This window comes from Empedobacter sp. R750 (assembly GCF_030324345.1).
Lineage (GTDB): Bacteria > Bacteroidota > Bacteroidia > Flavobacteriales > Weeksellaceae > Empedobacter > Empedobacter falsenii_C.
In genome coordinates, this window is record NZ_JACAGF010000001.1 from 14353 (window position 1) to 37962 (window position 23610).

The 23610-nt window shown below is 30.8% G+C and carries 25 protein-coding genes; 20 read left to right on the forward strand and 5 right to left on the reverse strand.

Annotated features, from left to right (window positions below):
• Nucleotides 1–41 precede the first annotated feature (41 nt).
• Nucleotides 42–1376 (reverse strand): NAD(P)/FAD-dependent oxidoreductase, encoded by a 1335-nt coding sequence (locus HXZ74_RS00090; protein WP_115000890.1) that lies wholly within the window; start codon nucleotides 1374–1376, stop codon nucleotides 42–44.
• Nucleotides 1377–1673: 297 nt separating this feature from the next.
• Here HXZ74_RS00090 and HXZ74_RS00095 point away from each other — a divergent pair, with 297 nt between their 5' ends.
• The 8 genes from HXZ74_RS00095 to arfB all read left to right on the forward strand — a co-directional run bounded on the left by HXZ74_RS00095 (nucleotide 1674) and on the right by arfB (nucleotide 10993).
• On the forward strand, nucleotides 1674–2753 hold the full coding sequence (locus HXZ74_RS00095; protein WP_286473351.1) for an NADH:flavin oxidoreductase/NADH oxidase: 1080 nt from the start codon (nucleotides 1674–1676) through the stop codon (nucleotides 2751–2753).
• A 3-nt stretch (nucleotides 2754–2756) separates the two neighbouring features.
• Nucleotides 2757–3146 (forward strand): SMU1112c/YaeR family gloxylase I-like metalloprotein, encoded by a 390-nt coding sequence (gene gloA2 / locus HXZ74_RS00100; protein ID WP_280061221.1) that lies wholly within the window; start codon nucleotides 2757–2759, stop codon nucleotides 3144–3146.
• A gap of 8 nt (nucleotides 3147–3154) precedes the next feature.
• Nucleotides 3155–4309 (forward strand): MFS transporter, encoded by a 1155-nt coding sequence (locus HXZ74_RS00105; protein ID WP_115000887.1) that lies wholly within the window; start codon nucleotides 3155–3157, stop codon nucleotides 4307–4309.
• 80 nt (nucleotides 4310–4389) lie between these two features.
• Nucleotides 4390–5184 (forward strand): LytR/AlgR family response regulator transcription factor, encoded by a 795-nt coding sequence (locus tag HXZ74_RS00110; protein WP_280061222.1) that lies wholly within the window; start codon nucleotides 4390–4392, stop codon nucleotides 5182–5184.
• Nucleotides 5171–8203 (forward strand): sensor histidine kinase, encoded by a 3033-nt coding sequence (locus HXZ74_RS00115; protein ID WP_286473352.1) that lies wholly within the window; start codon nucleotides 5171–5173, stop codon nucleotides 8201–8203. Before HXZ74_RS00110 ends, HXZ74_RS00115 begins: the two co-directional genes overlap by 14 nt.
• Nucleotides 8204–8464: 261 nt before the next feature.
• Nucleotides 8465–9418 carry an aldo/keto reductase gene (locus HXZ74_RS00120; protein ID WP_115000882.1) on the forward strand — a complete coding sequence of 318 codons (954 nt, stop codon included), beginning with the start codon at nucleotides 8465–8467 and terminating at the stop codon, nucleotides 9416–9418.
• A 1-nt stretch (nucleotide 9419) separates the two neighbouring features.
• A complete protein-coding gene (locus HXZ74_RS00125; RefSeq protein ID WP_286473353.1) occupies nucleotides 9420–10601 on the forward strand; it encodes an MFS transporter in 1182 nt (393 codons plus the stop codon).
• Nucleotides 10601–10993 (forward strand): alternative ribosome rescue aminoacyl-tRNA hydrolase ArfB, encoded by a 393-nt coding sequence (gene arfB / locus HXZ74_RS00130; RefSeq protein WP_038331233.1) that lies wholly within the window; start codon nucleotides 10601–10603, stop codon nucleotides 10991–10993. The genes HXZ74_RS00125 and arfB overlap by 1 nt, the downstream gene beginning before the upstream one ends.
• Nucleotides 10994–10998: 5 nt before the next feature.
• Here arfB and HXZ74_RS00135 read toward each other — a convergent pair whose 3' ends face one another.
• Complete coding sequence (locus tag HXZ74_RS00135) at nucleotides 10999–11268, reverse strand: DUF1294 domain-containing protein (RefSeq protein WP_286473354.1); 270 nt, start codon at nucleotides 11266–11268, stop codon at nucleotides 10999–11001.
• 146 nt (nucleotides 11269–11414) lie between these two features.
• Between HXZ74_RS00135 and HXZ74_RS00140 the strand changes: the two genes are divergently transcribed.
• The 8 genes from HXZ74_RS00140 to HXZ74_RS00175 all read left to right on the forward strand — a co-directional run bounded on the left by HXZ74_RS00140 (nucleotide 11415) and on the right by HXZ74_RS00175 (nucleotide 17585).
• Nucleotides 11415–12134: a 3-ketoacyl-ACP reductase gene (locus HXZ74_RS00140; RefSeq protein WP_280051155.1), complete on the forward strand. Its 720-nt coding sequence runs from the start codon at nucleotides 11415–11417 to the stop codon at nucleotides 12132–12134.
• Between the two features lie 118 nt (nucleotides 12135–12252).
• Nucleotides 12253–12885 carry a hypothetical protein gene (locus tag HXZ74_RS00145; protein ID WP_286473355.1) on the forward strand — a complete coding sequence of 211 codons (633 nt, stop codon included), beginning with the start codon at nucleotides 12253–12255 and terminating at the stop codon, nucleotides 12883–12885.
• Between the two features lie 9 nt (nucleotides 12886–12894).
• A complete protein-coding gene (locus HXZ74_RS00150) occupies nucleotides 12895–13194 on the forward strand; it encodes a winged helix-turn-helix domain-containing protein (RefSeq protein WP_038331250.1) in 300 nt (99 codons plus the stop codon).
• A gap of 65 nt (nucleotides 13195–13259) precedes the next feature.
• Nucleotides 13260–14663, forward strand: a complete 1404-nt coding sequence (gene creD / locus HXZ74_RS00155) for a cell envelope integrity protein CreD (protein ID WP_286473358.1) — start codon at nucleotides 13260–13262, stop codon at nucleotides 14661–14663.
• The gene (locus HXZ74_RS00160) at nucleotides 14645–15244 is read left to right on the forward strand and encodes a hypothetical protein (protein ID WP_286473359.1); all 600 of its coding nucleotides are present in this window, start codon (nucleotides 14645–14647) and stop codon (nucleotides 15242–15244) included. Before creD ends, HXZ74_RS00160 begins: the two co-directional genes overlap by 19 nt.
• A 12-nt stretch (nucleotides 15245–15256) precedes the next feature.
• Nucleotides 15257–15457, forward strand: coding sequence for a hypothetical protein (locus HXZ74_RS00165; protein WP_125349284.1), 201 nt, complete (start codon nucleotides 15257–15259; stop codon nucleotides 15455–15457).
• 220 nt (nucleotides 15458–15677) lie between these two features.
• A complete protein-coding gene (gene brnQ / locus HXZ74_RS00170; RefSeq protein WP_286473361.1) occupies nucleotides 15678–16967 on the forward strand; it encodes a branched-chain amino acid transport system II carrier protein in 1290 nt (429 codons plus the stop codon).
• 279 nt (nucleotides 16968–17246) lie between these two features.
• Nucleotides 17247–17585, forward strand: coding sequence for a cysteine-rich CWC family protein (locus HXZ74_RS00175; protein ID WP_115000866.1), 339 nt, complete (start codon nucleotides 17247–17249; stop codon nucleotides 17583–17585).
• A 291-nt stretch (nucleotides 17586–17876) separates the two neighbouring features.
• Here HXZ74_RS00175 and HXZ74_RS00180 read toward each other — a convergent pair whose 3' ends face one another.
• Nucleotides 17877–18647 (reverse strand): hypothetical protein, encoded by a 771-nt coding sequence (locus HXZ74_RS00180; RefSeq protein ID WP_286473362.1) that lies wholly within the window; start codon nucleotides 18645–18647, stop codon nucleotides 17877–17879.
• 810 nt (nucleotides 18648–19457) lie between these two features.
• On the opposite strand from HXZ74_RS00180, the gene HXZ74_RS00185 reads away from it, so the two are divergent.
• A complete protein-coding gene (locus HXZ74_RS00185; RefSeq protein ID WP_147280008.1) occupies nucleotides 19458–19802 on the forward strand; it encodes a hypothetical protein in 345 nt (114 codons plus the stop codon).
• A 45-nt stretch (nucleotides 19803–19847) separates the two neighbouring features.
• Here HXZ74_RS00185 and HXZ74_RS00190 read toward each other — a convergent pair whose 3' ends face one another.
• Together HXZ74_RS00190 and HXZ74_RS00195 are read right to left on the reverse strand one after the other, a co-directional pair.
• The gene (locus HXZ74_RS00190) at nucleotides 19848–20195 is read right to left on the reverse strand and encodes a GIY-YIG nuclease family protein (protein ID WP_147280007.1); all 348 of its coding nucleotides are present in this window, start codon (nucleotides 20193–20195) and stop codon (nucleotides 19848–19850) included.
• A gap of 7 nt (nucleotides 20196–20202) precedes the next feature.
• A complete protein-coding gene (locus tag HXZ74_RS00195) occupies nucleotides 20203–20625 on the reverse strand; it encodes a MarR family winged helix-turn-helix transcriptional regulator (RefSeq protein WP_115000858.1) in 423 nt (140 codons plus the stop codon).
• Nucleotides 20626–20778: 153 nt separating this feature from the next.
• On the opposite strand from HXZ74_RS00195, the gene HXZ74_RS00200 reads away from it, so the two are divergent.
• The 3 genes from HXZ74_RS00200 to HXZ74_RS00210 all read left to right on the forward strand — a co-directional run bounded on the left by HXZ74_RS00200 (nucleotide 20779) and on the right by HXZ74_RS00210 (nucleotide 23512).
• Entirely contained in the window at nucleotides 20779–21666 is an 888-nt protein-coding gene (locus HXZ74_RS00200) for an alpha/beta fold hydrolase (protein WP_115000856.1), read from the forward strand.
• A gap of 57 nt (nucleotides 21667–21723) precedes the next feature.
• Nucleotides 21724–22656: a helix-turn-helix domain-containing protein gene (locus tag HXZ74_RS00205; RefSeq protein WP_115000855.1), complete on the forward strand. Its 933-nt coding sequence runs from the start codon at nucleotides 21724–21726 to the stop codon at nucleotides 22654–22656.
• Nucleotides 22657–22747: 91 nt separating this feature from the next.
• Nucleotides 22748–23512, forward strand: coding sequence for an SDR family NAD(P)-dependent oxidoreductase (locus HXZ74_RS00210; protein ID WP_115000853.1), 765 nt, complete (start codon nucleotides 22748–22750; stop codon nucleotides 23510–23512).
• The last annotated feature ends 98 nt before the right edge of the window (nucleotides 23513–23610 follow it).

The window sequence follows — 23610 nt, forward strand, 5'->3', positions numbered from 1 at the left end:
CTAAATTTTTAGCGGTGTTTTTTATTGATATACTTTTTTGATTAAGCTTCTACTTCTTTATCACGATTCTTTGGGAAACGGCGATAACCTTTCAAATTAAATCTAAAATCTTTTTTCGTTGGACGAACAATAATACGTAATGATGAATCATTTGTAAAATAAGTTTGTGCCCAGTTTAAGAAAATAGCTAATTTGTTACGTACAGTCAAGATTAACATCAAGTGCAAAAACATCCATGTAAACCATGCCAAACGTCCAGAGAAAGAGAATTTAGGTAAATCGACAACTGCTTTGCGTTTACCAATTGTTGCCATAGAACCTGGATCTTTGTATTCGAACAATGTCAATTTATCTTCAGATAAACCTTGTCCTAATTTGTCAAAGTTTTTCGCCAATTGTTCAGCTTGATCTCCTGCAACACGTGCTAATTGTGGATGTCCATGAGGATACTTCGGTGTTTCCATCGAAGAAATATCTCCAATTGCATAAATGTTTTCAGTTCCTAAAACTTTAGAAGTACGATCTACTTTCAAACGATTTCCTCGTTGCAAATCTTCTTGTTTTACTGCTCCTTCAGGCACATTTCCCATAACTCCAGCAGCCCAAATCAAATTTCGAGTATTGATTGTACGACCATCAGCCAAAGAAATTGTTTTTCCATCGTAGTCAGTTACGCGACCTTCTGTCCAAACATTTACGCCCATATTTGTCAAATATTCATAAGACTTTTTGTGCGCCAATTCAGACATTGGACCTAATAAATTTGGACCTCCTTCAATCAAATAAATATTCAATTTAGAGAAATCTAAATCTGGATAATCTTTCGGAAGAATGAATTTTTTCATTTGCGCAATTGCACCTGAAAGCTCAACTCCTGTTGGTCCTCCACCTACAACGACAATATTCATAATTTCTTCCAATTCTTCTGGAGATTCTGCAGAATATGCACTCTCGAAGTTTGTTAATAATCGATTTTTAAGCGTTAAAGCTTCATTTGTCGATTTCATTGGGAATGATAATTCCTCAATTTGTTTGTTCCCGAAGAAATTTGTGGTACATCCCATGGCAACAACCAAATAGTCGTAGGAAAAATCCCCGATTGTGGTTTCAACAATATTTTGATCTTTCTTAATTGCTGTAACTTCGGCTAAACGAACGCTCACATTTTTACTCCCTTGAAATACTTTTCGAATAGGGAACGAAATATCACTTGCGTTAATCGCTGCAGTTGCAACCTGATAAAATAAGGGTTGAAATTGGTGGTAATTATAGCGGTCAATAAGTGTAACAGAAAAGTGTGGGTTATTATTTAATTTACGGGCTAATTTAAGTCCGGCAAATCCAGCACCTAAAATGACAATCTTTTTCTTTTCCAAAATTCACTTTTTTGTAAAATTACGAACAAACTAAGAAACAATGAAAGATTTATTAAAAATTATTCTGAACCTTAGATATTTACTATGATATCGGATTGATTATTAGATTTTTTTAAATTTATGTTTTTTGTCAGTTTTAAATAAATTGTTAAAATTATTTATGATTTTGTGTATTTCGACGCTTTTTTAATTTTTCTGAAAGATTAGAATTTAAACTATTTTTAAGCTGAATCATTTTAAGAAATCAATCAAATTCACGAATTTTATTCCAAATTAATCAAATCAAAAAAACAAGTAATGAGCAAATTATTTGAATCAATTAATATAAATGAATCTATTTCATTAAAAAATAGAATTATTATGTCGCCAATGTGCCAATATTCTTCGGAAGATGGTTTTCCAAATGATTGGCATTTTCAACATTATGTTTCGCGTGCAGTAGGTAATGTTTCGGCGATTATACAAGAAGCTACCGCGGTTGTTGTAGAAGGTCGAATTTCATATGGTGATTTAGGAATTTGGAAAGATGAACATATCGAAGCGTATCAAAAATTAACTTCTGAAATCAAAAAATACAATTGCGTTCCTGGGATTCAGTTAGCGCATGCAGGACGAAAAGCAAGTACAGAAAAACCTTGGTTGGGACACAATCAAATAAAATCTGACGAAAAAAATGGTTGGAAAACAGTTTCGAGTTCTAATTTACCTTTTAATGAATCGGATGAAATTCCACATCAATTAACAATTTCTGAAATTGAAAATGTTGTAGAAGAATGGGGAAAAGCAACTGAACGTGCCATAAAAGCTGGTTTTGAAATTTTAGAAATTCATGGTGCGCATGGTTATTTGGTTCATCAATTTCTTTCGCCTTTAATTAATAATCGAATAGATAAATATGGAGGAAGTTTCGAAAATAGAATTCGTTTTGTGTTAGAAATTGTTGCTGAAATGCAAAAATATATTACAACTCAATCGCTTTGGGTTCGTTTGTCAGCTTCGGATTGGGCAGAAAATGGTTGGAATTTAGATGAAACAATTGAATTGTGTAAAATATTAAAACAAAATGGAGTAGAAGTGATTGATGTTTCGTCTGGAGGAGGAGTGAGTCATCAAAAAATTGATGTCAAAAAAAATTATCAAGTCCCATTCGCAAATGAAATTAAAAATCAAGTTGAAATAATTACTGGAGCTGTTGGATTAATTTTTGAACCAAAACAAGCCGAAGAAATTCTTCAAAATAATGAAGCTGATTTAATCTTTTTAGGAAGAGAATTATTACGTGATCCATATTTTGCATTGCGTGCTGCAAAAGAGTTGGACGAAGATATAAAGTGGTTGCCACAATATGAAAGAGCAAAAAATAATCATTACGCATAAACCATGTTAGCATTAAAAAAAATCCATCATATTGCAATCATTTGTTCAGATTATCAAAAATCGAAATCCTTTTATACAGAAATTTTAGGATTCGAAATTGTGCAAGAAGTTTATAGAAAAGAACGTGATTCTTATAAATTAGATTTAGCTTTGCAAAATTATTACTGCATCGAATTATTTTCTTTTCCTAATCCGCCAAAACGTGTTTCTCGACCAGAAGCTTCTGGATTGAGACATATTGCTTTTGCTGTGGAAAATATAGAAAATGAAGTAGAAAAACTAACGCAGTTGAATGTGACGGTAGAGCCAATTCGTGTGGATGAATACACGCAAAAGAAGTTTACTTTTTTTGAAGATCCCGATGGTTTGCCGATAGAATTATACGAAGAATAGAAGAATAAATGGTAAAAAAGAGTTTACTTGCCTTAGCAATGGGAGGTTTAGCCATCGGAATGACGGAATTTTCGATGATGGGAGTTTTAGAAGATTTTGCAAAAGATTTGAATATTTCAATTCCAACAGCAGGGAATTTTATATCAATGTACGCAATGGGTGTAATGGTTGGAGCTCCAACATTAATTATGGCTACAAGTAAATATTCTCCAAAAAAAGTGTTAATCTTTTTTATGTTATTGTTTACTATTTTTAACTCACTTTTTGTTATTGCACCAAGTTACAATACCTTATTAATTGCTCGTTTCATGTCTGGTTTACCTCATGGAGCATTTTTTGGTGTAGGATCTGTTGTGGCAGCACAATTAGCAACAAAAGGAAAAGAAGCGCAAGCCATTTCGATTATGTTTGCAGGATTAACGTTTGCGAATTTGGTAGGTGTTCCATTAGGGACGAAATTAGGACAAGTTTTTTCGTGGCGATTAACATTTGGGATTATTGCAAGTTTAGGATTAATCACGATGTTAGCGATTTCTCTTTGGGTTCCGAATCTTAAAAATACAAACAAAGGAAGTTTGGTAGAACAATTAAGTTTCTTCAAAAAATGGGAAGCTTGGGTATTAATTGTGATGATTTCTATCGGAACTTCAGGATTATTTGCGTGGATAAGTTACATTTCTCCGTTAATGACAAACGTAGCAGATTTACCCAAAACAAAAATTCCAATTATTATGACTTTGATTGGTCTAGGAATGTTTGTAGGTAATTTTATAGGTGGAAAATTGGCAGACACCATGTCTCCAAATAAAGCTGCAATCATCTCTTTTGCGTCGATGGCGGTTTGTTTAGTGATTGTTTATTTCACTTCTCATATACAAATTATGGCGTACATCATGTCGTTTATTACAGGATTAATTGCGTTTACAATTGGTTCGCCAATTCAAATGATGTTGATTAATAATGGAAAAGGATCAGAAACTTTGGCAGCAGCGGCTGGTCAAGCAAGTTTTAATATTGGAAATGCTTTAGGTGCATTTTTAGGAGGAATTCCGATTGCTATGGGATTAGGATTTAATTCACAACTGTGGGTTGGCTTTATTATGGCTTCTGTCGGATCAATAATTGCAGCAATCTTTTTACAATTAAAATCGAAAAGAGTTTAAAAATATTACTTCAATCATAATCAAAGGATGTTCTACGGAGCATCCTTTTTTAGTTTATATTTGTAACAAATTAAACTCAAATGAATCATTACAAAGCTCTTATTATAGACGATGAACACTTTGCTCAACAAGGGTTAAAGAAAATTATTCAACATGCTTTGCCAGATTTTTTTGTTTCCATTGATACGGCAAATTCTGTAAAAGAAGGTGTAGAAAAAATTAAGGAAAATCAACCAGATATAGTTTTTTTGGATATTCAGATGCCAGAGGAATTTGGGTTTAAATTATTTGATTATTTTGATGATATTACGTTTGATGTCATTTTTACAACAGCTCATTCAGATTATATTTTAGAAGCTGTAAATCAATGGGGATGTTTGGGTTATTTGATGAAACCTATTTCAATTTCTGACCTTAAAGTATTATTGAATCGTTTTGTAGAACGTCAAAATCAAAAAAAAACAACGAAGGAGGTTGTTAATATTTCAGATGATTTTGAAGATGAGGTAGAAACAGATAATCTGAAAGATGTTTTCAAAAATGAACATGGAATTATTTTTATTCCATCTATAACAGAGGTTTTGGTACTGAAAATTGAAGATATTATTTACTGTAAGGCAGATGATAGTTATTGTACAATTTTTACCGAAAAAGAGGCGTACATGGTAACTAAAACGCTGAAAGAGGTCGAAAACTTAATTGATCAAACCAATTTTTTTCGTGTCAATAGATCATATTTAGTAAACATTAATTTTGCTAAAAAATTTGATAAACGAAACAATTTATTGATTCTGAATTGTCATCCAAAAGATGGCGAATCAAATCTGCCTGTGACTTCTTTGGGGTATAAAATTTTATCGAATGTGGTTGCGTAACTTCATTTTTTTACTTGTTTTATTTCTTTGTTCACATCAACTTTCTGCGCAATATGTTTTGACAAAACAATACACGTACGAAAATGGTTTGCCTGCCAATGAGATTTTGAGTGTCTACAAAGATTCTCGCAAAATTTTATGGGTTGGAACTCGTTTTGGCGTGTTTGTGAAGGACATGGATAATTTCAAAATGATGAAACGCTTCGAGAAAGTACAATACAATAATGTTTGGACAATAATAGAAGATAGTCAGCATAATATTTGGTTTGGAAGTTATGGACAAGGAATATTGAAATTTACTGGTCAACGTTTTGAACAAATTAATACAGCGAAAGGGTTGGTTTCGGATCGTGTTCGAAATTTATTTTACTTAGATGATTTAATATATGTTGCAGCGCAAGGAGGCGTTTCGATTATTGATACAAAATCAAAGAAAATTTACAATCCTTCTTTCGAAAAAAATAACAATATTGTGTTCGAAACGGTATCTTTTTTCGAATATCAAAATAAGGTTTATGTTGCAACAATCGATCATGGTGTTTATGAAGTTCTTCGTGATAAGTTGAAGTTGGTCAATCCTTTCAATCGAATTAACTATAGTTTTTTGTATAATAATGATTTGTATTTGTCATCGTCTAAAGGTCTTAATGTTATTCCGATAAACGATTTCTTGAATAAAAAATTGAATTTTAAAACGTATGATTTTCCAGTTTTTAGAAATCACAACATTTCAGATAAACGTCATTCTCTTTTATTAGCTGGTTACGAAACGGGTGCGGGAAATGGTATGGTTGCGGAGTTAAAGAATAATAAAATAACAGATCAAACAGAAAATTTTAAAATCACTTCGGATTATCCATATCGAGTTTTTAGTAGTAAAACCGATGATTTAATTTATGTTGGAAGTGCTGATAAAGGACTTTTTGAAGTTCATTTTAATCATTTCTTAGATTTTTATACGATTGATAATAAAAGGGTTATTGAAATTTTAAAAGTTGCGAATACACAATATTTTTTAACGCCAGATGGACTTTATTTTCAGGAGAATAATATATTCAATAAGCAGATAAAGAGAGATGCTTTTTATCAATATATGCTTAGAAATAAGTCAAAATTCAAAGATTTTTTAAGTCAATCAAATAAAGATTTTTATGAAATTGATTTTGATTTGAAAGAAAAAAACCTTCGTTTTTATAAAATGATTATCCGTCACAATTCGTTCATTATAGCAACTAATTTAGGACTTTTCGAGTTAGATTTTAATGGAGAATTCAAAGATTATTTACCTAATCGAACAAGTCAATTTACGTATTTTAATAATCAATTTATTCAAACAAATCCTTTTGGAGGAATTTTGGTTTTTGATGATTTGAATAACCTAAAATATCACTCATATTCCGCTGCGCAAGCCAATGTTCCGAAAGATGTTGTTTCGATTTGTCAAAATAAAAAAGCTGTATTTTTTGGATCTTCTTTAGATGGATTATTCAAGTATGAAAATGGAAATTTTATTTCGTATTTGCAAAATAATCAGTTTAAAGAATCTAAAATTAAAATGATAAAATGTGTTGGAGATAATCAGTTGTTGGTTGCAACAGAATTTGCGAAAGTTTATATTTTAGAGATAAAGGGAGATGAGTTAATCACAAAAAAAGTAATTAATATTCGTGAAATTGGTGGAGAAAATATTAGTTCAATTGACATTTTTGAGAACTCAATTTTAATTGGAACCAATCGTAATTTACTCGTTTTCAATAATGGTAAAACATATATGATTGGCAATGAACAAGGTTTTGTGAATAAGGATATACATTCGTCTATTTTTGACGGAAAAACGGCTACAATTGGTGTTGAAAATGGTTATTATAAGTTAAATCTTGAGAATTTATTAAAGCAAAAAAATCAGTCGAAAGAGATTATTATTACAAGTTTTAAAATTAATGATGAATCTTTTGGGATAGATAAATTTATGTGGTTTGATTTGATTGATAAAGATTTGAATTTAAAAAATAATGAGAACAATATTACACTAAATTTTGCTGTCGTTGATGCTAATTTCGCTCAAAGTTATAAGTACAGATATCGTGTAAATCCTGATGAAAAGTGGAATGAGTATTTTTATAACCCATCTATTTATTTGCGGAATATACCATATGGTAAATATCGTATTCAATTAGAAATAACAGATACAAGCAACGGACAAAAACAAATTATTGATTTGGTTTCGTTGAATGTTGACGAACCTTTTTACTTGAATATTTATTTTATTTTGTTGTCAGTCTTAACTTTAGGATTGATTATTTATCGTTATAATACAAATAAAATCAAGACGTTAAATAAATTTAATCAATTAAAAATTAGTCAATTAAATGAGAAAAATACACAAGAAAATCAACGTTTGCAATTAGAGCGACAATTAACCGAAACGAAGTTAACAGCCTTACAATCTCAAATGAATCCGCATTTTATTTTCAATGTGTTGAATTCTATTCAGTTTTATATTTTGGATAATGATATTGATAATGCGTTAAATTCGTTGGGACGTTTTTCTCATTTGATTCGTCAGATGTTAAATCTTTCAACAAAAGATGAAATTAGTTTGAAAGATGAAATTGATTTTTTGAAATTATATGTTGAAGTTGAGAATTTTAGATGGAAAAATAAAATAGAATTTGATGTTCAAATTGATAGCCAATTGGATATTTATCGTATCAAAATTCCGCCAATGTTGATTCAGCCAATTATCGAAAATTCTTTTGTTCACGCATTTGATCAAAACCATTTGCAACCGATTATCAAATTGATTATTAGAATAAAAATTGATTATTTAGAAATAATTATTGAAGATAACGGAAAAGGAAATACAACACAAATTACGCAAAATAAAACTCACGATTCGAAAGCACTTAAAATTATTAATGAGCGTTTACAATTGCTTAATCATAATATTGAAGAAAATATTTTTATAGATTTTCATGAAAAAGGAACAAAAGTTCGAATGATTTTGAAAGTTGATTAAAATTTCACCTGAATAAATTTACAATTCACCTTGCTGAAACGTGAATTAACGAAATCTAAACTCTATTTTAATGATAGATATTATTCAGTATATATATTTGCAGTATCGATTTCAAACTAAGTATTAAACTTTGATGCTTTGTTTTCTAAACCTATGAAGACACCATAAAGTATCTTAAAAGTTACATTTTTCGACGTGTGAGTCAAAAAATTTTACAACAAGAAGCTACTGCAAAGTAGCTTTTTTTTTATCTTTATACCCATGAAAAATGTACAATTAGGAAATACAGATTTAGAGATAAAACCAATTTTTTTCGGAGGAAATGTTTTTGGTTGGACATTGAATGAAGAAGAATCTTTTCGAATTTTAGATGGATTTTTGGACAGAGGATTTAATGCGATAGACACTGCAAATAACTATTCGTATTGGGTGGATGGTAACGTTGGAACAGAATCTGAACGAATTATCGGAAATTGGATAAAATCGAGAGGAGTGAGAGATCAAATCGTTTTGGCAACGAAAGTTGGTGGACGAAATATGATTCAAGATAAGCCAAATACTACAAAAGCTCATGTCTTAAAAGAAGTAGAAGAATCACTTATCCGTTTACAAACAGATTATATTGATTTGTATCAAACACATTATGATGATGTAAATACACCTGTTGAAGAAACTTTATCCGCTTATAATCAATTGATAAAAGAAGGGAAAGTGAGATATATTGGTGCGTCTAATTTTTCTTCGGAGCGATTGATTGAATCGTTGGATAAATCAGAACTTTACAATTTGCCGCAATACAAAACCTTGCAACCTGAATATAATTTGTATGATCGTCAGCATTTTGAAGAATTTTTGCAACCTGTTGCTGAGAAATACAATTTAGCTGTTATTCCTTATTATAGTTTAGCGAGTGGATTTTTATCAGGTAAATATAAAACTGAAGAAGATTTACAACAAAGTTTACGAGGAGAAGGAATCAAAAAATATTTGAACGAAAGAGGATTCAAAATTTTGGACGCTTTACAAACTATTTCTACGCGATATAATATTTCTTATTCAGCAGTTGCTTTGGCTTGGTTAATGGATCAGAAAACAGTTGTAGTTCCTATTGCGAGTGCGACTAAGGAACAACATCTTGATGCTTTTGTAGAAGCTGTAAATGTGCAATTATCTCATGATGATGTGAAACTTTTGACCGAAGCAAGCGAATATTAGAATGGAAAATTTACAAATGAAACCCAAATTAACTCCAATCATTTTATGGATAATGATTATTGGGAGTGGTTTGGTTGTGGCGAATAATTATTACAATCAGCCCTTATTGTCATTAATTGCAAAAGATTTTAATGTTTCCGAAAGTAAAGTCTCTAATATTGCAATGCTAACACAAATAGGTTATGCCTGTGGATTGTTATTTATTATTCCTTTAGGAGATTTATTGAAACGAAAACGAATGATTTTAATCGATTTTGTTTTTATTATTGCAGCTCTTTTGGGAATGTATTTTGCACCATCTGTAAGTTGGCTTTTTCCATTAAGTTTCCTTATCGGTTTCACTTCAGTTATTCCGCAAGTTTTTGTGCCAATGGCATCTGAATTAGCAGAACCTCAAAACAAAGCACAAGCTGTCGGAATGGTTATGAGTGGTTTGCTTGTTGGCATTCTACTTTCTCGCGTTTTTAGTGGCTTTATTGGCGAATATTTAGGATGGCGAGAAGTTTATTTGATAGGTGCAATTTTAATGTTTGTACTATGGATATTCATCTATATATTTTTACCAGAAATACAGCCAAATTTCAAAGGAACTTATGGTAATTTGATGAAATCGATTGTGGATTTAGTAAAAGCTCAACCTCAATTAAGATTAGCTTCTTTTCGCGGAGCTACAGGTTTTGCAGCATTTAGTGCATTTTGGACAACATTGGTTTTTCACTTAGAAGAAGCACCTTTTTTTGTTGGAAGCGATGTCGCTGGAGCTTTTGGTTTAATTGGTGCAGTAGGAGCGTTGGCAGCAGCATTAGTTGGAAAAGTTTCAAAAGTTTTGTCTACATCAAAAATAATCTTTTATTCCATTCTCATTATGCTAATTTCTTGGGGATTTTTCTACGAATTTGGTTATACATATTGGGGATTAATTGTTGGTGTAATTTTGATCGATTTAGGTTTACAAGCAATGCACGTTTCTAATCAAACTATTATTTTTGGATTAGATGCCAAAGCAGGAAATCGAGTGAATACAGTTTATATGACGAGTTATTTTATTGGCGGATCTTTAGGAACATTTATTGCTGCAAATGCATGGGATAAATTTCAATGGAATGGAGTGGTTGCTGTTGGCGTATTTTTTACTTTAATTTGTTTGATATCTCATATTTTATTCAATAAAAATAATAAGTGATGAAAGATTTTTCTTCTGAAATAACATATAAAACAGCGAGAAGTAGTGGTGCTGGAGGACAAAATGTAAACAAAGTTGAAACAATGGTTTTAGCAAAATGGAACATTGAATCTTCTCTATTTTTTTCGGAGGAAGAAAAAGCATTAATTACAGAAAAGCTAAAAAATAAGATTAATTCAGAAGGATTTCTACAAATCAATTCACAAGAATCCCGCTCTCAATTGGACAATAAAGAATCTGCCACAAAGAAAATGTTAGAATTGGTCGAAAAAGCATTGATTATTCCAAAGTTTAGAAAAAAGACCAAACCTACGAAAGCTTCTCAACAAAAAAGATTGAATCAAAAGAAACAACAAGCTGAGAAAAAAGATGGTCGTAGGTTTAAATTTTAGAACAATTATATTCGATCAACTAAAAAAAATAATATACTACATTGTATTGCTATAATCATTACTATTTTAAAAATAAAAGACTTTTTTCTTGTTTTATGACGATAAATCTGCATTGACATAAGAGAACCTATTGTCCCGCCAATCAAAGTCACAAAACAAAGTGCTAACTCAGAGATACGCCTTTTACCAATAATTGAATTTTTTTTATCTATTTTGAATAAAAAAAAAGAGAGGACGTTGATAAGGAGGAGAGTAAAAAATAAATATTTATCCATTAAGTGTGTAATTAAGGTATAAAAATACTTATAATTAAGTAGATAAAAAATATTTTCACTAGAAATCTATGTTGTTTATCTTTGTACTTCAAAATTACAAAAAATCTTCAAAAAATAAATTGTAAAAATCTAATTATAAAATAATTATGCAAGATTTAAAAGGAAAAAATGCTTTAGTTACAGGAGGTAGTAGAGGTTTAGGAAAAGCTGTTGCTTTGGCATTGGCTAAAGAAGGTGTTAATGTAGCTGTGACAGGACGAAATACAAAAACATTAGAAGAAACTGTAGAGGAAATTAGAAGTTTTGGAGTAAAAGCGGATTATTCAATTTTTAATGTAGCCGAAAAAGTTGAAGTGAAAATGCAGCTTGAACGATTAATTGAGAGTTTTGGAGCGTTTGATATTTTGATTAATAATGCTGGTATAGCGGCTTTCGGAAGTTTTTTGGAAATGCCAGAAAATGATTGGGAAGATATTGTGCGTACCAATTTATTTGGTCCGTATTATGTTTCAAAAGCAGTAATTCCTTCGATGGTAGAATTAGGAAGTGGTGATATTATTAATGTATCTTCAACAGCAGGATTAAAAGGAAACGCAGTAACTTCTGCTTATTCAGCATCAAAAGCGGGATTGATAGGTTTATCAGAATCATTAATGTTCGAATTAAGAAAGAAAAACATTCGTGTTACGACCTTAACTCCAAGTACAATTGCATCTGAAATGTCAAAAGATGTATTGAAAATCACAGACGGAAATCCAGAAAAAGTATTACAACCAGAAGATTTTGCTCAATTAATTGTCGATTTATTAAAACTAGATAAACGTGCAATGTTGGCTTCAGCATCTTTGTGGTCTACAAATCCTTAAGAATAATTTGATTCATTATATTTTAAAATCCAATTTCTAAATGAAATTGGATTTTTTTGAAAAAATATTTTGCAGAATCATTTTTTATATTAACTTTGAATTACAAAGTACTTTTGATATGAGCACAAATAATCCTGTAGAAAGTTTAAACGAAATCAAATCGATGATGCTACGCACCTCAAAATTCACAAGTATTAGTGGATGGAGCGGTGTTTGGGTTGGAGTAGTGGGAATGATTTCTGCATTTATCGCTTATGTTTTGATTTTACAAGATGCGCTTCAAGTAAATTACAGAGGAACAATGACGCCAATCTTAATGAAAAATTTAGAAATTAAATTATTCATTTTAGGAGTTATAACTTTAATAGTTGCTTGTATAGGAGGTTTCTTTTTTATGACCAAAAAATCGACAAAAGATGGCGTTAAATTTATAAATCCAGTAACCAAACGAATTTTACGTAAATTTCTTTTTGTTTTAATCGTTGGAGGATTAGTAAGTATAATCTTTATCAATAATTTTAGTTTTGCTTATGTGGCTCCAGCAACGCTTTTGTTTTATGGTTTGGCGCTTTATACAGTGGAACGAGACACGATTGTTGAGATAAAATATTTGGCGATATGCGAAATCTTTTTAGGATTATTGGCTTTCTATTTTGTTTTCAATGGTTTATTGTTTTGGTTTATCGGTTTTGGACTTTTGCATTTGATTTTTGGAGTTTGGATGGTGCGAAAATATGATTACAAAGCTTAAATTTGCAACATGGATTTTAATCTTAATAAATTAAACAAAGTCTTTGATAATCGTATTCGTGTAGGAATTATGAGTGCTTTGGTGATGAATGAAGAAATTTCTTTTAAGGATTTGAAAGACTTTTTGGATTTGACTGATGGTAATTTAGCTTCACATTTAAAAAACCTAGAAGAAAACGATTATATTACTGTACACAAAGGATTTATAGGTCGTAAAACGAATACAACTTATTCGATAACAGCACTTGGAAAACAAGCTTTTCAGGAGCATTTGAACTATCTTGAAAAATTAATAAAGAATATAAAATAATTTTTTTTGCATTTAAACTTTGAAAAACAAAGTACTTTTTAAAATAAAAAATAAAATTCAAACTTATGGAAAACAATGATTTAGAAAACGAGTATCAAACTGAAAATCAATCAGTTTATTCACAAAACAAAACAATGATAAAAGGATTTTTGGTATGTCTTTTAGTTTTAGGACTTTTAATTCCGATTCCGTTCATATTAAATTTAATAGAAGAACGACAAGGAAACAAAGAAAAAGTAATTACCGAAATTTCGGACAAATGGAGTGGAAAACAGACAATTTATGGTCCTTTTATCGAGGTTGCTTACATGGAAAATGTAAATGATGGGCAAGGAAAAGTTGTGAAACAACAAATGAAAAAGTATGTTTCTGCAAATGATTTAAACATCAATGGAACGATTGATACGCAGTTAAAAAGTCGTAGTATTTATGAAGCTGTTGTTTACAATTCGAAACTAAATATCAATTCGAAATTTAAGAATTATTCGGATATGCTTGCAGAAATGGAAGTAAGCCCTGAAAATGTAGTTTCGACTAAAATTGTTTTTGGAATCTCTGATTCTAAAGGATATGAGAACAAAGTGGTTGTACAATCTAATAACAAAAATTATCCGTTGAATATGGATAATTCGAGTACTACAATTGATATTCAACCAGAAGTTAGAGCAGAAAATGGAGAATATTCGGAACAAACGACTACCACTAAAAAAGTGATGCCTGTGCAAATGATGTCTCAAAAAATTGATCCTTCTACATTCGATTTTAATCAAGTTTCGATCAATTTGGTAATGAAAGGTTCGCAAATGTTCAATATCATTCCATCAGCGATAAATACAAAAGTTGATCTGACTACAAATTGGAAAGATTTGAAATATGATGGAAATTTTTTACCTAATTCTGATCCTGAAACGAAAAATGGAAAAAACAATGTAAAATGGTCTATTTATCAACAAAATCCATTGCAAGGACAGATTTGGCAAGACGCTTCTAACTTTTCTGATTATAGTTTTGGCGTCAATTTTTTGCAAATGAACGATCATTATGACAAAACATATCGTTCGACAAAATATGCGATTTTGTTCATTGGATTAACGTTTGTAGCGTTTTTCTTTATAGAAAGTCGAAATAATTTTAATATTCATTTGGTACAATATGCCTTAGTTGGCTTTGCAATCTGTGTCAATTTTGTGTTATTGTTATCGTTATCAGAATATTTAGGATTTGATATCGCTTACTTTATTTCATCTGGTGCAACCATTTTATTGATTACATTTTTCGTCAATTCTTTCCTAAAATCATTTGGATTAACATTCAAAATTACATTAATGTTAATCTTATTATACGCATTTATTTACAGTGTTTTACAACTCAAAGAACACGCATTATTAGTGGGAAGTATAGGATTATTTATCATTGTTGCAATCTTAATGTACTATTCAAAAAACATCGAATGGAACAAAACAAAATAACATTTGCACACTTATTTTTGGGGATTTCTGTCATCGGTCTTGTACTGATGGCAATTTCCTTTACGGATATTGTGGTTAAAAATAATGATACAATTTTCAGCTTTTCTATTTTTATTTTAGAGCTTGTGATTTGCCTATTTGCAATGTCATTTTATTTGAAAATTGATAAGATTTCGGAGTTGTTTTTAGGAAAAATTTTCTCCAATTCTGGACAAATATTTGTTTGGACCAACATGACATGGCTTTGTATTTCAGTAGCTTTTGTTTTGGATGAAACAATCATTCGTGGATTTCATGATTTAAGTTTTTATTTGCCGTTTTTAGGTTATTTATTGTTTCTTTTAATTATAGTCAATTTTTTTGCTGCAATATTCTACACTAATTTCGATGATGAAGAAACGATAGGTTTTAGTTATCTTAATTATTTTTCGATTTTTTTAGCGGTTGTTTTAATACTATTTTTTAGTTTGATTATAATACTTTTCGCTGTTTTTGAATATCCTTCAATATCAATTTGTTTTATGATGTTTAATATTTATCTCATAAATATTATCGCAAAAATTTTAAAATCAAAAGTTTAATAATATTCTATTATGAATGTTTACTTCGGAATTATCATCTTATTTATTTTAGTAACGAGCATTGTATTTTTGATTATTATAGGTTACATTATTTACGGTGTTGTGAAAAAATATTTTAATAAGAAAACAGCTAATTATTCTATTATTTTTTATGTTTTAGCGATTGTTTATATTTCAATCAATCTATTTTACAAAGACGAATTGTCTCTTTAGATAAAATTTCAAATGAGTTGAGATTTGATGATATCGATGATTAAAACATTCATAATATATAAAGTTTAAATTTTGATAAATATAAAAATTGTTATTCAAATCTGTCGAATTTATAAATTGGCTGTGTGATTATCGAATAATTCTACTAAGTTTAAGGCTTCAAAATGCAATTGTAGTAATTTGCGAACCGTTTTTTAAAATAGATAGAATTATTAAATATATGAAAAGTAAAAAGTTAACCAATGTATTAACGCTTGGATTTGCGTTGTTTGCGATGTTTTTTGGCGCAGGAAATCTTCTTTTACCTCCTTTGATTGGATTAGAAGTAGGCTCAAATTATTTCGTCGCGATGATTGCATTTGGATTAACTGGTATTTTATTGCCATTTACTGGTATTTTATCTGTTGTTTTTTCGGGCGATAATTTTAATGACTTAGGACATCGTGTGAACAAGCATTTGGCGGCTATTTTAGGTACAATTATTATGATTTGTATCGGACCATTAATTGCGATTCCACGTACTGCAGCCACAACATTCGAAGTCGGATTAAAACCATTTTTTCCAACATTGGATCCGATATGGGGCTCATTAATATTTTTTACAGTAACACTTATTTTAGCGATTCGTCCTTCTAAAGTGGTCGATGTTATTGGAAATTATTTAACTCCGGTATTATTGATTTTATTAACCCTATTAATTGGATTTGGAATTATACATCCAACCGCTGACTTTTTGCCTTCAGATTTAACAATGATGCAATCTTTTTCGAAAGGTTTTATAGAGGGTTATCAAACATTAGATGTTTTGGCTTCTGTTATTTTTGCTGGAATTATCATAGCTGCAGCGCGAGATAAAGGGTATACTGATACAAAAAGTAAATCTCAAATTGTAATCGTATCAGGTTTATTGTCTACGACTTGCTTGTTATTTGTTTATGGTGGATTGATTTATTTAGGAGCAACTTCTGGGATTACAAATCCAGAAATTTCTCGTGCCGAATTATTAATCGAAATTTCTCGAAATACATTAGGACAATATGGAGTAATTGCAATTGCGTTATGTATGGCATTTGCTTGTCTTACCACAGCAATCGCATTAACATCTGCGGTAGGTACATTTTTCGGACGTTTAACAAACGGAAAAGTAAGTTATACAGTTTTAGTGGTTTTATGTACAGTGATTTCGTTTGGTTTATCGATAAAAGGAGTAGACGAAATTATCAATTTTGCATATCCGCCTTTGGCTTTCGTTTATCCAATTACAATCACGTTAGTTATTTATATTGTGTTGTTTGGGAAAACGATTAAAAGTAAAACGCCTTATATTTTTGCATTAATAGCGTCTACAATTATTGCTATTTTTGGTTTATTAAAATTGTTAGGAAAGTTAGATGAATCGACAATAGAAAACCTGAATAAAATTCCATTTTTCGAATATGATTTAGGTTGGATTGCTCCGTCGATTATCGGTTTTGTAATTGGTTTATTGATTGATAGATTAAGAAAATAAAAAAATCCTCGGAAGAATTTTCCGAGGATTTTAACCAATCAAAACTACTATAAAAACACTAATTAGAATAATAATGTCTATTACTTATTCTTTTACAAATTTCTTAAAGTTTTGGGAATAAACTTCTTATTGATTACAGATTTATTTTATGTCTAGATAGAATTAATTTATATCTATTTATTAATCATAGATGTAGAGAATTTGAATGAATTGATTTAGGAAAAGTTTAAGAATTTTTTGTAATTTAAAAAACGAATAGAAATAAATAATCCAATAAAAATGATCGAAAATTGTTCGCGTTGTAACGAAACAATGGAATGTAAGGTAGATGATATTGCGAATTGTGCTTGTACTACAATTGTGATAAAAGACGAAATAAAAGAGTTTTTGAAGAAGACGCATTACAAATGTTTGTGCAATTCTTGTATAGAAAAACTGAATTATTTTGTAGAACTAGATCAACAATATCCACATCCAACAATGCCTTCGGAGTTTGTTCCTCATATACATTATTATATCGAAAATGGGTATTGGGTTTTTACAGAATTTTTCCATTATCAGAAAGGAAAATGTTGCAAAAATGGTTGCAGACATTGCGCTTATGGTTATAAGAAATAAAAAATGGTTCAACTTGCATTGAACCACTAACCAACCTAAAAATACTATAAAAAAACTCTATTTGATTAAGGATATTCTTCTTCAGAAAATCAACTTCATTATCCTTAACAACTATGAATAAATTATTTATAGTACAAAGGTAGGCGTTTTTCTTAATTTGATAAATAAATTGTTATTTATTTTTTTATGCTAGGATAGATAAGATTTATATTAATGTTAAGAAATTATTAAATCTACCTATTTATGAGTATTTCGTAAAAAATCAATACTATATTTTCGAATGTTGTAATTTTAAGAAAAATATTGCATTATTTTTTTCGAAATTGTTTCAAAAGTTGTTTTATCTCCAGTTTCTTCCAAAGTTGTGACATAATCTTCTAAGAAACTTTTGATTTCTTGTTGATTAGAACCTTCAAAATTTGCTAAATAATCTTCGAAATCGATATTTCCTAAAACACGATCAAAATAAGTTTTGGCTTCATCATATTTTTTCATGTTCACTAGTAAAGGCGCAATGCTATGACTGATATAAAACTTGTTTACAGCAGCTTGTTCAGCATTTTCTTCTTTTTGGAAATGTGCAGAATTTAAGTAATTATTATAAGCTTCCACAGCTTTTTCATTTTCTCCTAAAACCTCGTAACAACGTGCTTTGAAGAATTTAATTTCATAAAATTCGTCTTCATTCAGTTTATTGAAAAACGTAATACTTTCTTTCGGATTTGAATAAAATTTTCGGTATCCAATAATAAAATCCTCTACAAATTCTGTATCCGTCTGTTCTATCGCGAAATTCAATAAGTTCTGAGATTGCTCTTCTGTTAATTGTCCAATAAAAGCTTCCCAATAATTCACCAAAGTATTGAAATCATACGCCAAATCTTCCACAAAAATTTGTGCAGCAATTCGTAGAAATTTATCTCCCAATTGATCGATTATTTCATGGTCTTCATCAGAAAAATCAGTCGAATTATACAATAGATTTTCGATAATTTCTGATGCTTTATCTTCAGAATAATCATTATTTAATTGTTTCAAAGCATTGCTAACATTGAATTCCATTTGTGTAAATTTTAAATTAAAGTTTTTAGAAAAAACTGTATTGATTGAATAATAAGTTTTTATAAGATAATCGTAAAAACTAGGTAACGATTTGGTAACGGTGATTATTGCTTTGTTTTTCAACGTATTTCCTTTCGCTCATTGCAAATATACAAAATTTATTACCGCCTAAAATCTATTTAGTAAAAAGAAGAATTATGCGTTTACTTTATTACCATAATATTCTCTTGCATTTTTTTATGTTTCTTACTAAAATAGTTCTTTTCAATGTAAACTTTCTCGATTGCTTTCTTAAAATTTTGTTTATGACTAGTTGTATGGACATAGCCTTTAAACCCAATTTCTAAAAAGAGGTTACTTTGTTAGTAATCACTATCAATATAGTAAGGCTGGGAATTTTGATTTTAGTTTGTGTATCTGGATTAAAAGTTGTTACTTGAAAAGTTAAGGTTAATTGTACAGATTTGGGACAATTTTGTTAATGCGTATAATTGAGATAATCTGTCCTCAATAAATCTTGAGCGTCCTGATAGTTTAACTATAATCAAGCATACATCTTAGATAAATACAACTCATGACGCTTTGGAAAGTATGCTTTCGTTTTTTCAAAGGCATTGATTTATTTGCAAATAATAAAGTTTGAATAAATTTGCTAGACTAAAAAGACAAAAAATAATATTTGAAAAATTGTTTAATAAATATTCAGATCGGAAACAATTCAACAAAAAAATAAATTTTAATCAAGTCACTAAAACCGTGAAGTTAACTTTCCAAAGCTATCCAATAAAGATCACAATTCTGCTTTCCGTAATGCTATTAGGTTTTGCGATTGGAACAACGACGCACATTTTTGACTTGATGAATCACGGTTGGATATTAAATCCCGAAGTTCCGAAATGGAAAAATATCTTTTGGGTTTCACTTACTTTTTTTGATTTTTTAATTGTTGTTTTACTTTTAACAAAGCTGAAATTGGGGCTTTTGTTTGCCAATATCATTATCATTGCGGATGTTTTGGTGAACACCAACTTTTTTAAATTCGACAGACTCGGTTATGACGACGATTACAAAATTTATCTTCAAGTTATTTTCGCGATTTATGTCCTTATTTCAAGTTTGATAGTATTGAAATTAAAACCTTGGAATACGGTTTAGATAAAGGATTGTCATTATTTTTGAAGTTTCAAAACTTGACTTTAGTTAGTACATATTCTTTTCGTTTTTGCTATACGACTCACGAATCCTCGCTTCCATTTTCTGAAGTTCCTTTTGATAATCGAAGTATGGATTTTCGTTTTCTTCCAGTTCTTCAATCATTTCAAATTGGAATCGATTTTCGCCCAATTGTTTCCAATCGGCTTGAATTTCGGCATTTTCAAATTGTCCCATTTTCAAAATGAATTTGGCTTTGTTCTCCCATGCTTCCGCATTCATCGTTGATTTTACAAATGTTTTATCCGTTTCCAAATTGCGAATCGAGAAAACGCCCATCGACACTTTTCGGTTGTTGAAGGCTTCTCGCATTAATTTCTTTTGTTGTTTATCCATTGTTTTTTTATTTAAAATTGACATCCAAATCAATAAAAAGCTTCGTTAATGTTGCTAATTCTTTGGCTTTAAAATTTGGAAAAACATCGTCTGCTGCTTCCTCTGCTGTATTTTTAGCATTGTTGAAGATTTCCTTTCCCGTTTCGGTTATCACTACAAAACTCACACGAGCGTCACGCGAATGCGCTTCACGAGCCACTAAACCAATTTTCTCCAAAGGCGCTAATAATCGCGTAATTCCTGATGCGGTGATGCCCAATTGGTCAGCAAGGTCTATTCTTCGGCATTTATTTTCTGGGCTATTTATTAAAACATACAAAATCATAAAGTCGCTAAGTCCCAAGCCATGAAGATGCAGTTTATCAAATTTTCGAGCCAAAATTGATTGTGCTTTCATCAAAGAAAAGGCAATTAAAAGCTTGTCATTCATTGTTAATTAATATTTGAGTTGTCAAGTATTTGGCAAAGATATAAAATTTTAATAAAATAAAATTAGTATTTTTATAATTGGTTGAAATTTAAATACATTTGCAAAATATTTATTTGAGTAATCAAGTATTTGTAAAGTTTAAATTATTTAAAAATGAGTTCAAAATATATAAATGTCAACGGTATTTCGACTTGCTACGAACAGTTTGGCGAGGAAAATAAAGAATGTATTTTGTTGATTTCCGGATTGGGAAGTCAGATGGTACGATGGAATTTAGATTTTTGTCGAAACTTGATGAACAAAGGATTTCGTGTGATTCGATTTGATAATCGCGATGCTGGGAAAAGTACTTTTATCGAACATAAAGTTGCTGATGTTGGGCAATTAATGCAACTTCTGCAACAGGGAAAAATTCCAGAAAATGCTTATTCACTTATGGATATGGCAAAAGATGCAATTGGATTGTTAGACGCCTTGAAAATTGAAAAATCGCATATTGTTGGTCGCTCGATGGGCGGAATTATCACTCAAGTTTTAGCAGCCGAATTTCCTGAAAGAGTTTTGAGTGCGACGATAATTATGTCCACTTCTTTGAATCCCGAACTTCCGCAAACTGCGCCAGATGTTATGGAAATGATGATGCAGAAAGTTCCAGATTTTAAAACGGATAAAGAAGCTTTTCGTGAAAACCGTTTGAAGTTTGCCAAACGAATTTCGGGAAGTTTGATTCCATTTGATGAAGATGCAGAATGGCAAATGCTTATTGAGGAAAATCAGCGTGCAGTTCCAGCACAAACCTTGGGACATATTATGGCGATGACTTTAACTGGTTTTAATGCCGAACGTTTTGATAGAATTAAAGCGCCAACTTTGATTATTCATGGAACCGAAGACCCAATTTTCCCTTTGGCTTGTGCGGAGGATTTGCATGCTCGAATCAAAGATTCAAAACTTTTAAAAATTGAAGGAATGGGACACGAAATTCCAATGCTTTTGAATGATAAAATCGTAAATTTAATTTCAGATTTAGCAAAGATTTAAACGCAATAAATTATTGATTGAAAGTTTTGCGTACATTTGATTTTTGCAAATATTGCCATGAAAAAGAAAACCAGCATCGACCAGTTTTATCAGGAAATGTCTAATGCAACGGGACAAAATATCTATAGTTTTTTGCCGCCTGATATTTCTAAGGATATTGGACATTTCAATATTTTTGATATTGCCGAAACTTTTAACGAAACGCGTCGAACGCAATTAATGCCTTATAACAAACGGATGTATTACAAAATCAGTATGATTCGTGGGCATAATTTAGCGGAATATGCGGACAAAACTTTCGAAATTAATAAGAATGCTTTGCTTTTTGCAACACCCAAAATTCCATATCATTGGTTGCCTCAAGATGAGCATCAATCGGGGTTTTTCTGTGTTTTTACCGATGATTTTTTAGTTCGAAATAAAACAGGAGTCGTATTGGATGATTTGCCGATTTTCCAAACGGGTGCTTATCCGATATTTCAAATTGATGATGAAAAAGCAGAAGAAGTGTTGCAAATCTTCCGAAAGATGCAACAGGAAATGCATTCCGATTATCGTTTCAAGTATGATTTGATTCGAAATTATGTTTTGGAATTGATTCATTACGGACAAAAACTACAACCTTTAGACGAACAAAATTCTTCTCATAATGCGTCAGCAAGGGTAACTTCACTCTTTATTGAATTATTAGAACGACAATTTCCGATCGAATCTCCCAATCAAAAGCTAAATCTTCGTACAGCAAAGGATTTTGCAGAAAGATTATCAGTTCATGTCAATCATTTGAACAAAGTTTTAAAAGAAAGTATAGGCAAAACCACGACAGAAGTAATTGGTAATCGCATTGTTCAGGAAGCTAAATATTTACTCAAACAAACCAATTGGAATGTTTCTGAAATCGCATACAGTTTAGGTTTTGAAGAGGTAGCACATTTCTCTAACTTTTTCAAAAAACATACACAATTAACACCTTTGGCTTATCGAAACTAAATGATTTGAATTTTACAAATCATTCATTGATTCGCGCAATAGTGAATTGCTGATTTTCGTGCAACTTTGCATCATTAAATAAAACAAAAATATGAGTACAGAAAATAAGATTGCTTTGGTAACTGGTGGAAGTCGCGGTTTAGGCAAAAATATGGCTTTAAGTTTGGCGAAGAAAGGTGTAGACGTGGTTTTAACCTACAATAGCAACAAGGAAGAAGCGGACAAAGTGGTTGCCGAAATCCAAAATTTAGGACAAAATGCCGCGGCGTTTCAGTTGGATGCGGGAAATGTAAAATCTTTCGACACTTTTCTAAAGGAAGTGACTGATCATTTAACCGAAAAAACGGGAAAACCGAATTTTGATTATTTGGTCAATAATGCGGGAACGGCTTTGTACGCACCTTTTGCAGAAACTACGGAAGAGCAATTCGACAATGCAGTAAACATTCATTATAAAGGCGTATTTTTCTTGACGCAGAAAGCTTTACCTTTCTTAAATGATGGTGGTAGAATCGTAAATATTTCAACTGGTTTGGCTCGTTTTTCCAATCCTGGTTCGTCGGCTTATGCAGCCATGAAAGGCGCTGTCGAAGTTTTGACGCGCTATTTGGCAAAAGAATTAGGTTCTCGCGGAATTACGGCAAACACTGTTGCACCAGGTGCGATTGCGACGGATTTTGGTGGCGGAAGAGTGCGTGATAACAAGGAAATCAACGATCATGTAGCGCAGGTTACGGCTTTAGGCAGAGTTGGTTTGCCAGACGATATTGGTGGCGTTGTGGCTTTCCTATGTAGCGATGACGCACGTTGGGTTACTGGTCAACGCATCGAAGTTTCGGGCGGAATGAATTTGTAAACGCTATTCAATTAGAATTAAAAAACCACAGAACATTTGATTTTCTGTGGTTTTTTGTTTTTAGACGAAATAAACTTTTAAACTGTCATTTTTATTTC

Bases quoted from the DNA above. Each gene is read 5' to 3' on its own strand.
- arfB (WP_038331233.1), top strand. From the start codon at position 10,601: ATGAAAGATTTTTCTTCTGAAATAACATATAAAACAGCGAGAAGTAGT.
- HXZ74_RS00115 (WP_286473352.1), top strand. From the start codon at position 5,171: ATGTGGTTGCGTAACTTCATTTTTTTACTTGTTTTATTTCTTTGTTCA.
- HXZ74_RS00140 (WP_280051155.1), top strand. From the start codon at position 11,415: ATGCAAGATTTAAAAGGAAAAAATGCTTTAGTTACAGGAGGTAGTAGA.
- HXZ74_RS00175 (WP_115000866.1), top strand. From the start codon at position 17,247: ATGATCGAAAATTGTTCGCGTTGTAACGAAACAATGGAATGTAAGGTA.
- brnQ (WP_286473361.1), top strand. From the start codon at position 15,678: ATGAAAAGTAAAAAGTTAACCAATGTATTAACGCTTGGATTTGCGTTG.
- HXZ74_RS00165 (WP_125349284.1), top strand. From the start codon at position 15,257: ATGAATGTTTACTTCGGAATTATCATCTTATTTATTTTAGTAACGAGC.
- HXZ74_RS00160 (WP_286473359.1), top strand. From the start codon at position 14,645: ATGGAACAAAACAAAATAACATTTGCACACTTATTTTTGGGGATTTCT.
- HXZ74_RS00185 (WP_147280008.1), top strand. From the start codon at position 19,458: ATGCTATTAGGTTTTGCGATTGGAACAACGACGCACATTTTTGACTTG.
- HXZ74_RS00105 (WP_115000887.1), top strand. From the start codon at position 3,155: ATGGTAAAAAAGAGTTTACTTGCCTTAGCAATGGGAGGTTTAGCCATC.
- HXZ74_RS00135 (WP_286473354.1), bottom strand. From the start codon at position 11,268: ATGGATAAATATTTATTTTTTACTCTCCTCCTTATCAACGTCCTCTCT.
- HXZ74_RS00205 (WP_115000855.1), top strand. From the start codon at position 21,724: ATGAAAAAGAAAACCAGCATCGACCAGTTTTATCAGGAAATGTCTAAT.
- gloA2 (WP_280061221.1), top strand. From the start codon at position 2,757: ATGTTAGCATTAAAAAAAATCCATCATATTGCAATCATTTGTTCAGAT.
- HXZ74_RS00195 (WP_115000858.1), bottom strand. From the start codon at position 20,625: ATGAATGACAAGCTTTTAATTGCCTTTTCTTTGATGAAAGCACAATCA.
- creD (WP_286473358.1), top strand. From the start codon at position 13,260: ATGGAAAACAATGATTTAGAAAACGAGTATCAAACTGAAAATCAATCA.
- HXZ74_RS00095 (WP_286473351.1), top strand. From the start codon at position 1,674: ATGAGCAAATTATTTGAATCAATTAATATAAATGAATCTATTTCATTA.
- HXZ74_RS00145 (WP_286473355.1), top strand. From the start codon at position 12,253: ATGAGCACAAATAATCCTGTAGAAAGTTTAAACGAAATCAAATCGATG.
- HXZ74_RS00210 (WP_115000853.1), top strand. From the start codon at position 22,748: ATGAGTACAGAAAATAAGATTGCTTTGGTAACTGGTGGAAGTCGCGGT.
- HXZ74_RS00180 (WP_286473362.1), bottom strand. From the start codon at position 18,647: ATGGAATTCAATGTTAGCAATGCTTTGAAACAATTAAATAATGATTAT.
- HXZ74_RS00125 (WP_286473353.1), top strand. From the start codon at position 9,420: ATGGAAAATTTACAAATGAAACCCAAATTAACTCCAATCATTTTATGG.
- HXZ74_RS00200 (WP_115000856.1), top strand. From the start codon at position 20,779: ATGAGTTCAAAATATATAAATGTCAACGGTATTTCGACTTGCTACGAA.
- HXZ74_RS00120 (WP_115000882.1), top strand. From the start codon at position 8,465: ATGAAAAATGTACAATTAGGAAATACAGATTTAGAGATAAAACCAATT.
- HXZ74_RS00190 (WP_147280007.1), bottom strand. From the start codon at position 20,195: ATGGATAAACAACAAAAGAAATTAATGCGAGAAGCCTTCAACAACCGA.
- HXZ74_RS00110 (WP_280061222.1), top strand. From the start codon at position 4,390: ATGAATCATTACAAAGCTCTTATTATAGACGATGAACACTTTGCTCAA.
- HXZ74_RS00150 (WP_038331250.1), top strand. From the start codon at position 12,895: ATGGATTTTAATCTTAATAAATTAAACAAAGTCTTTGATAATCGTATT.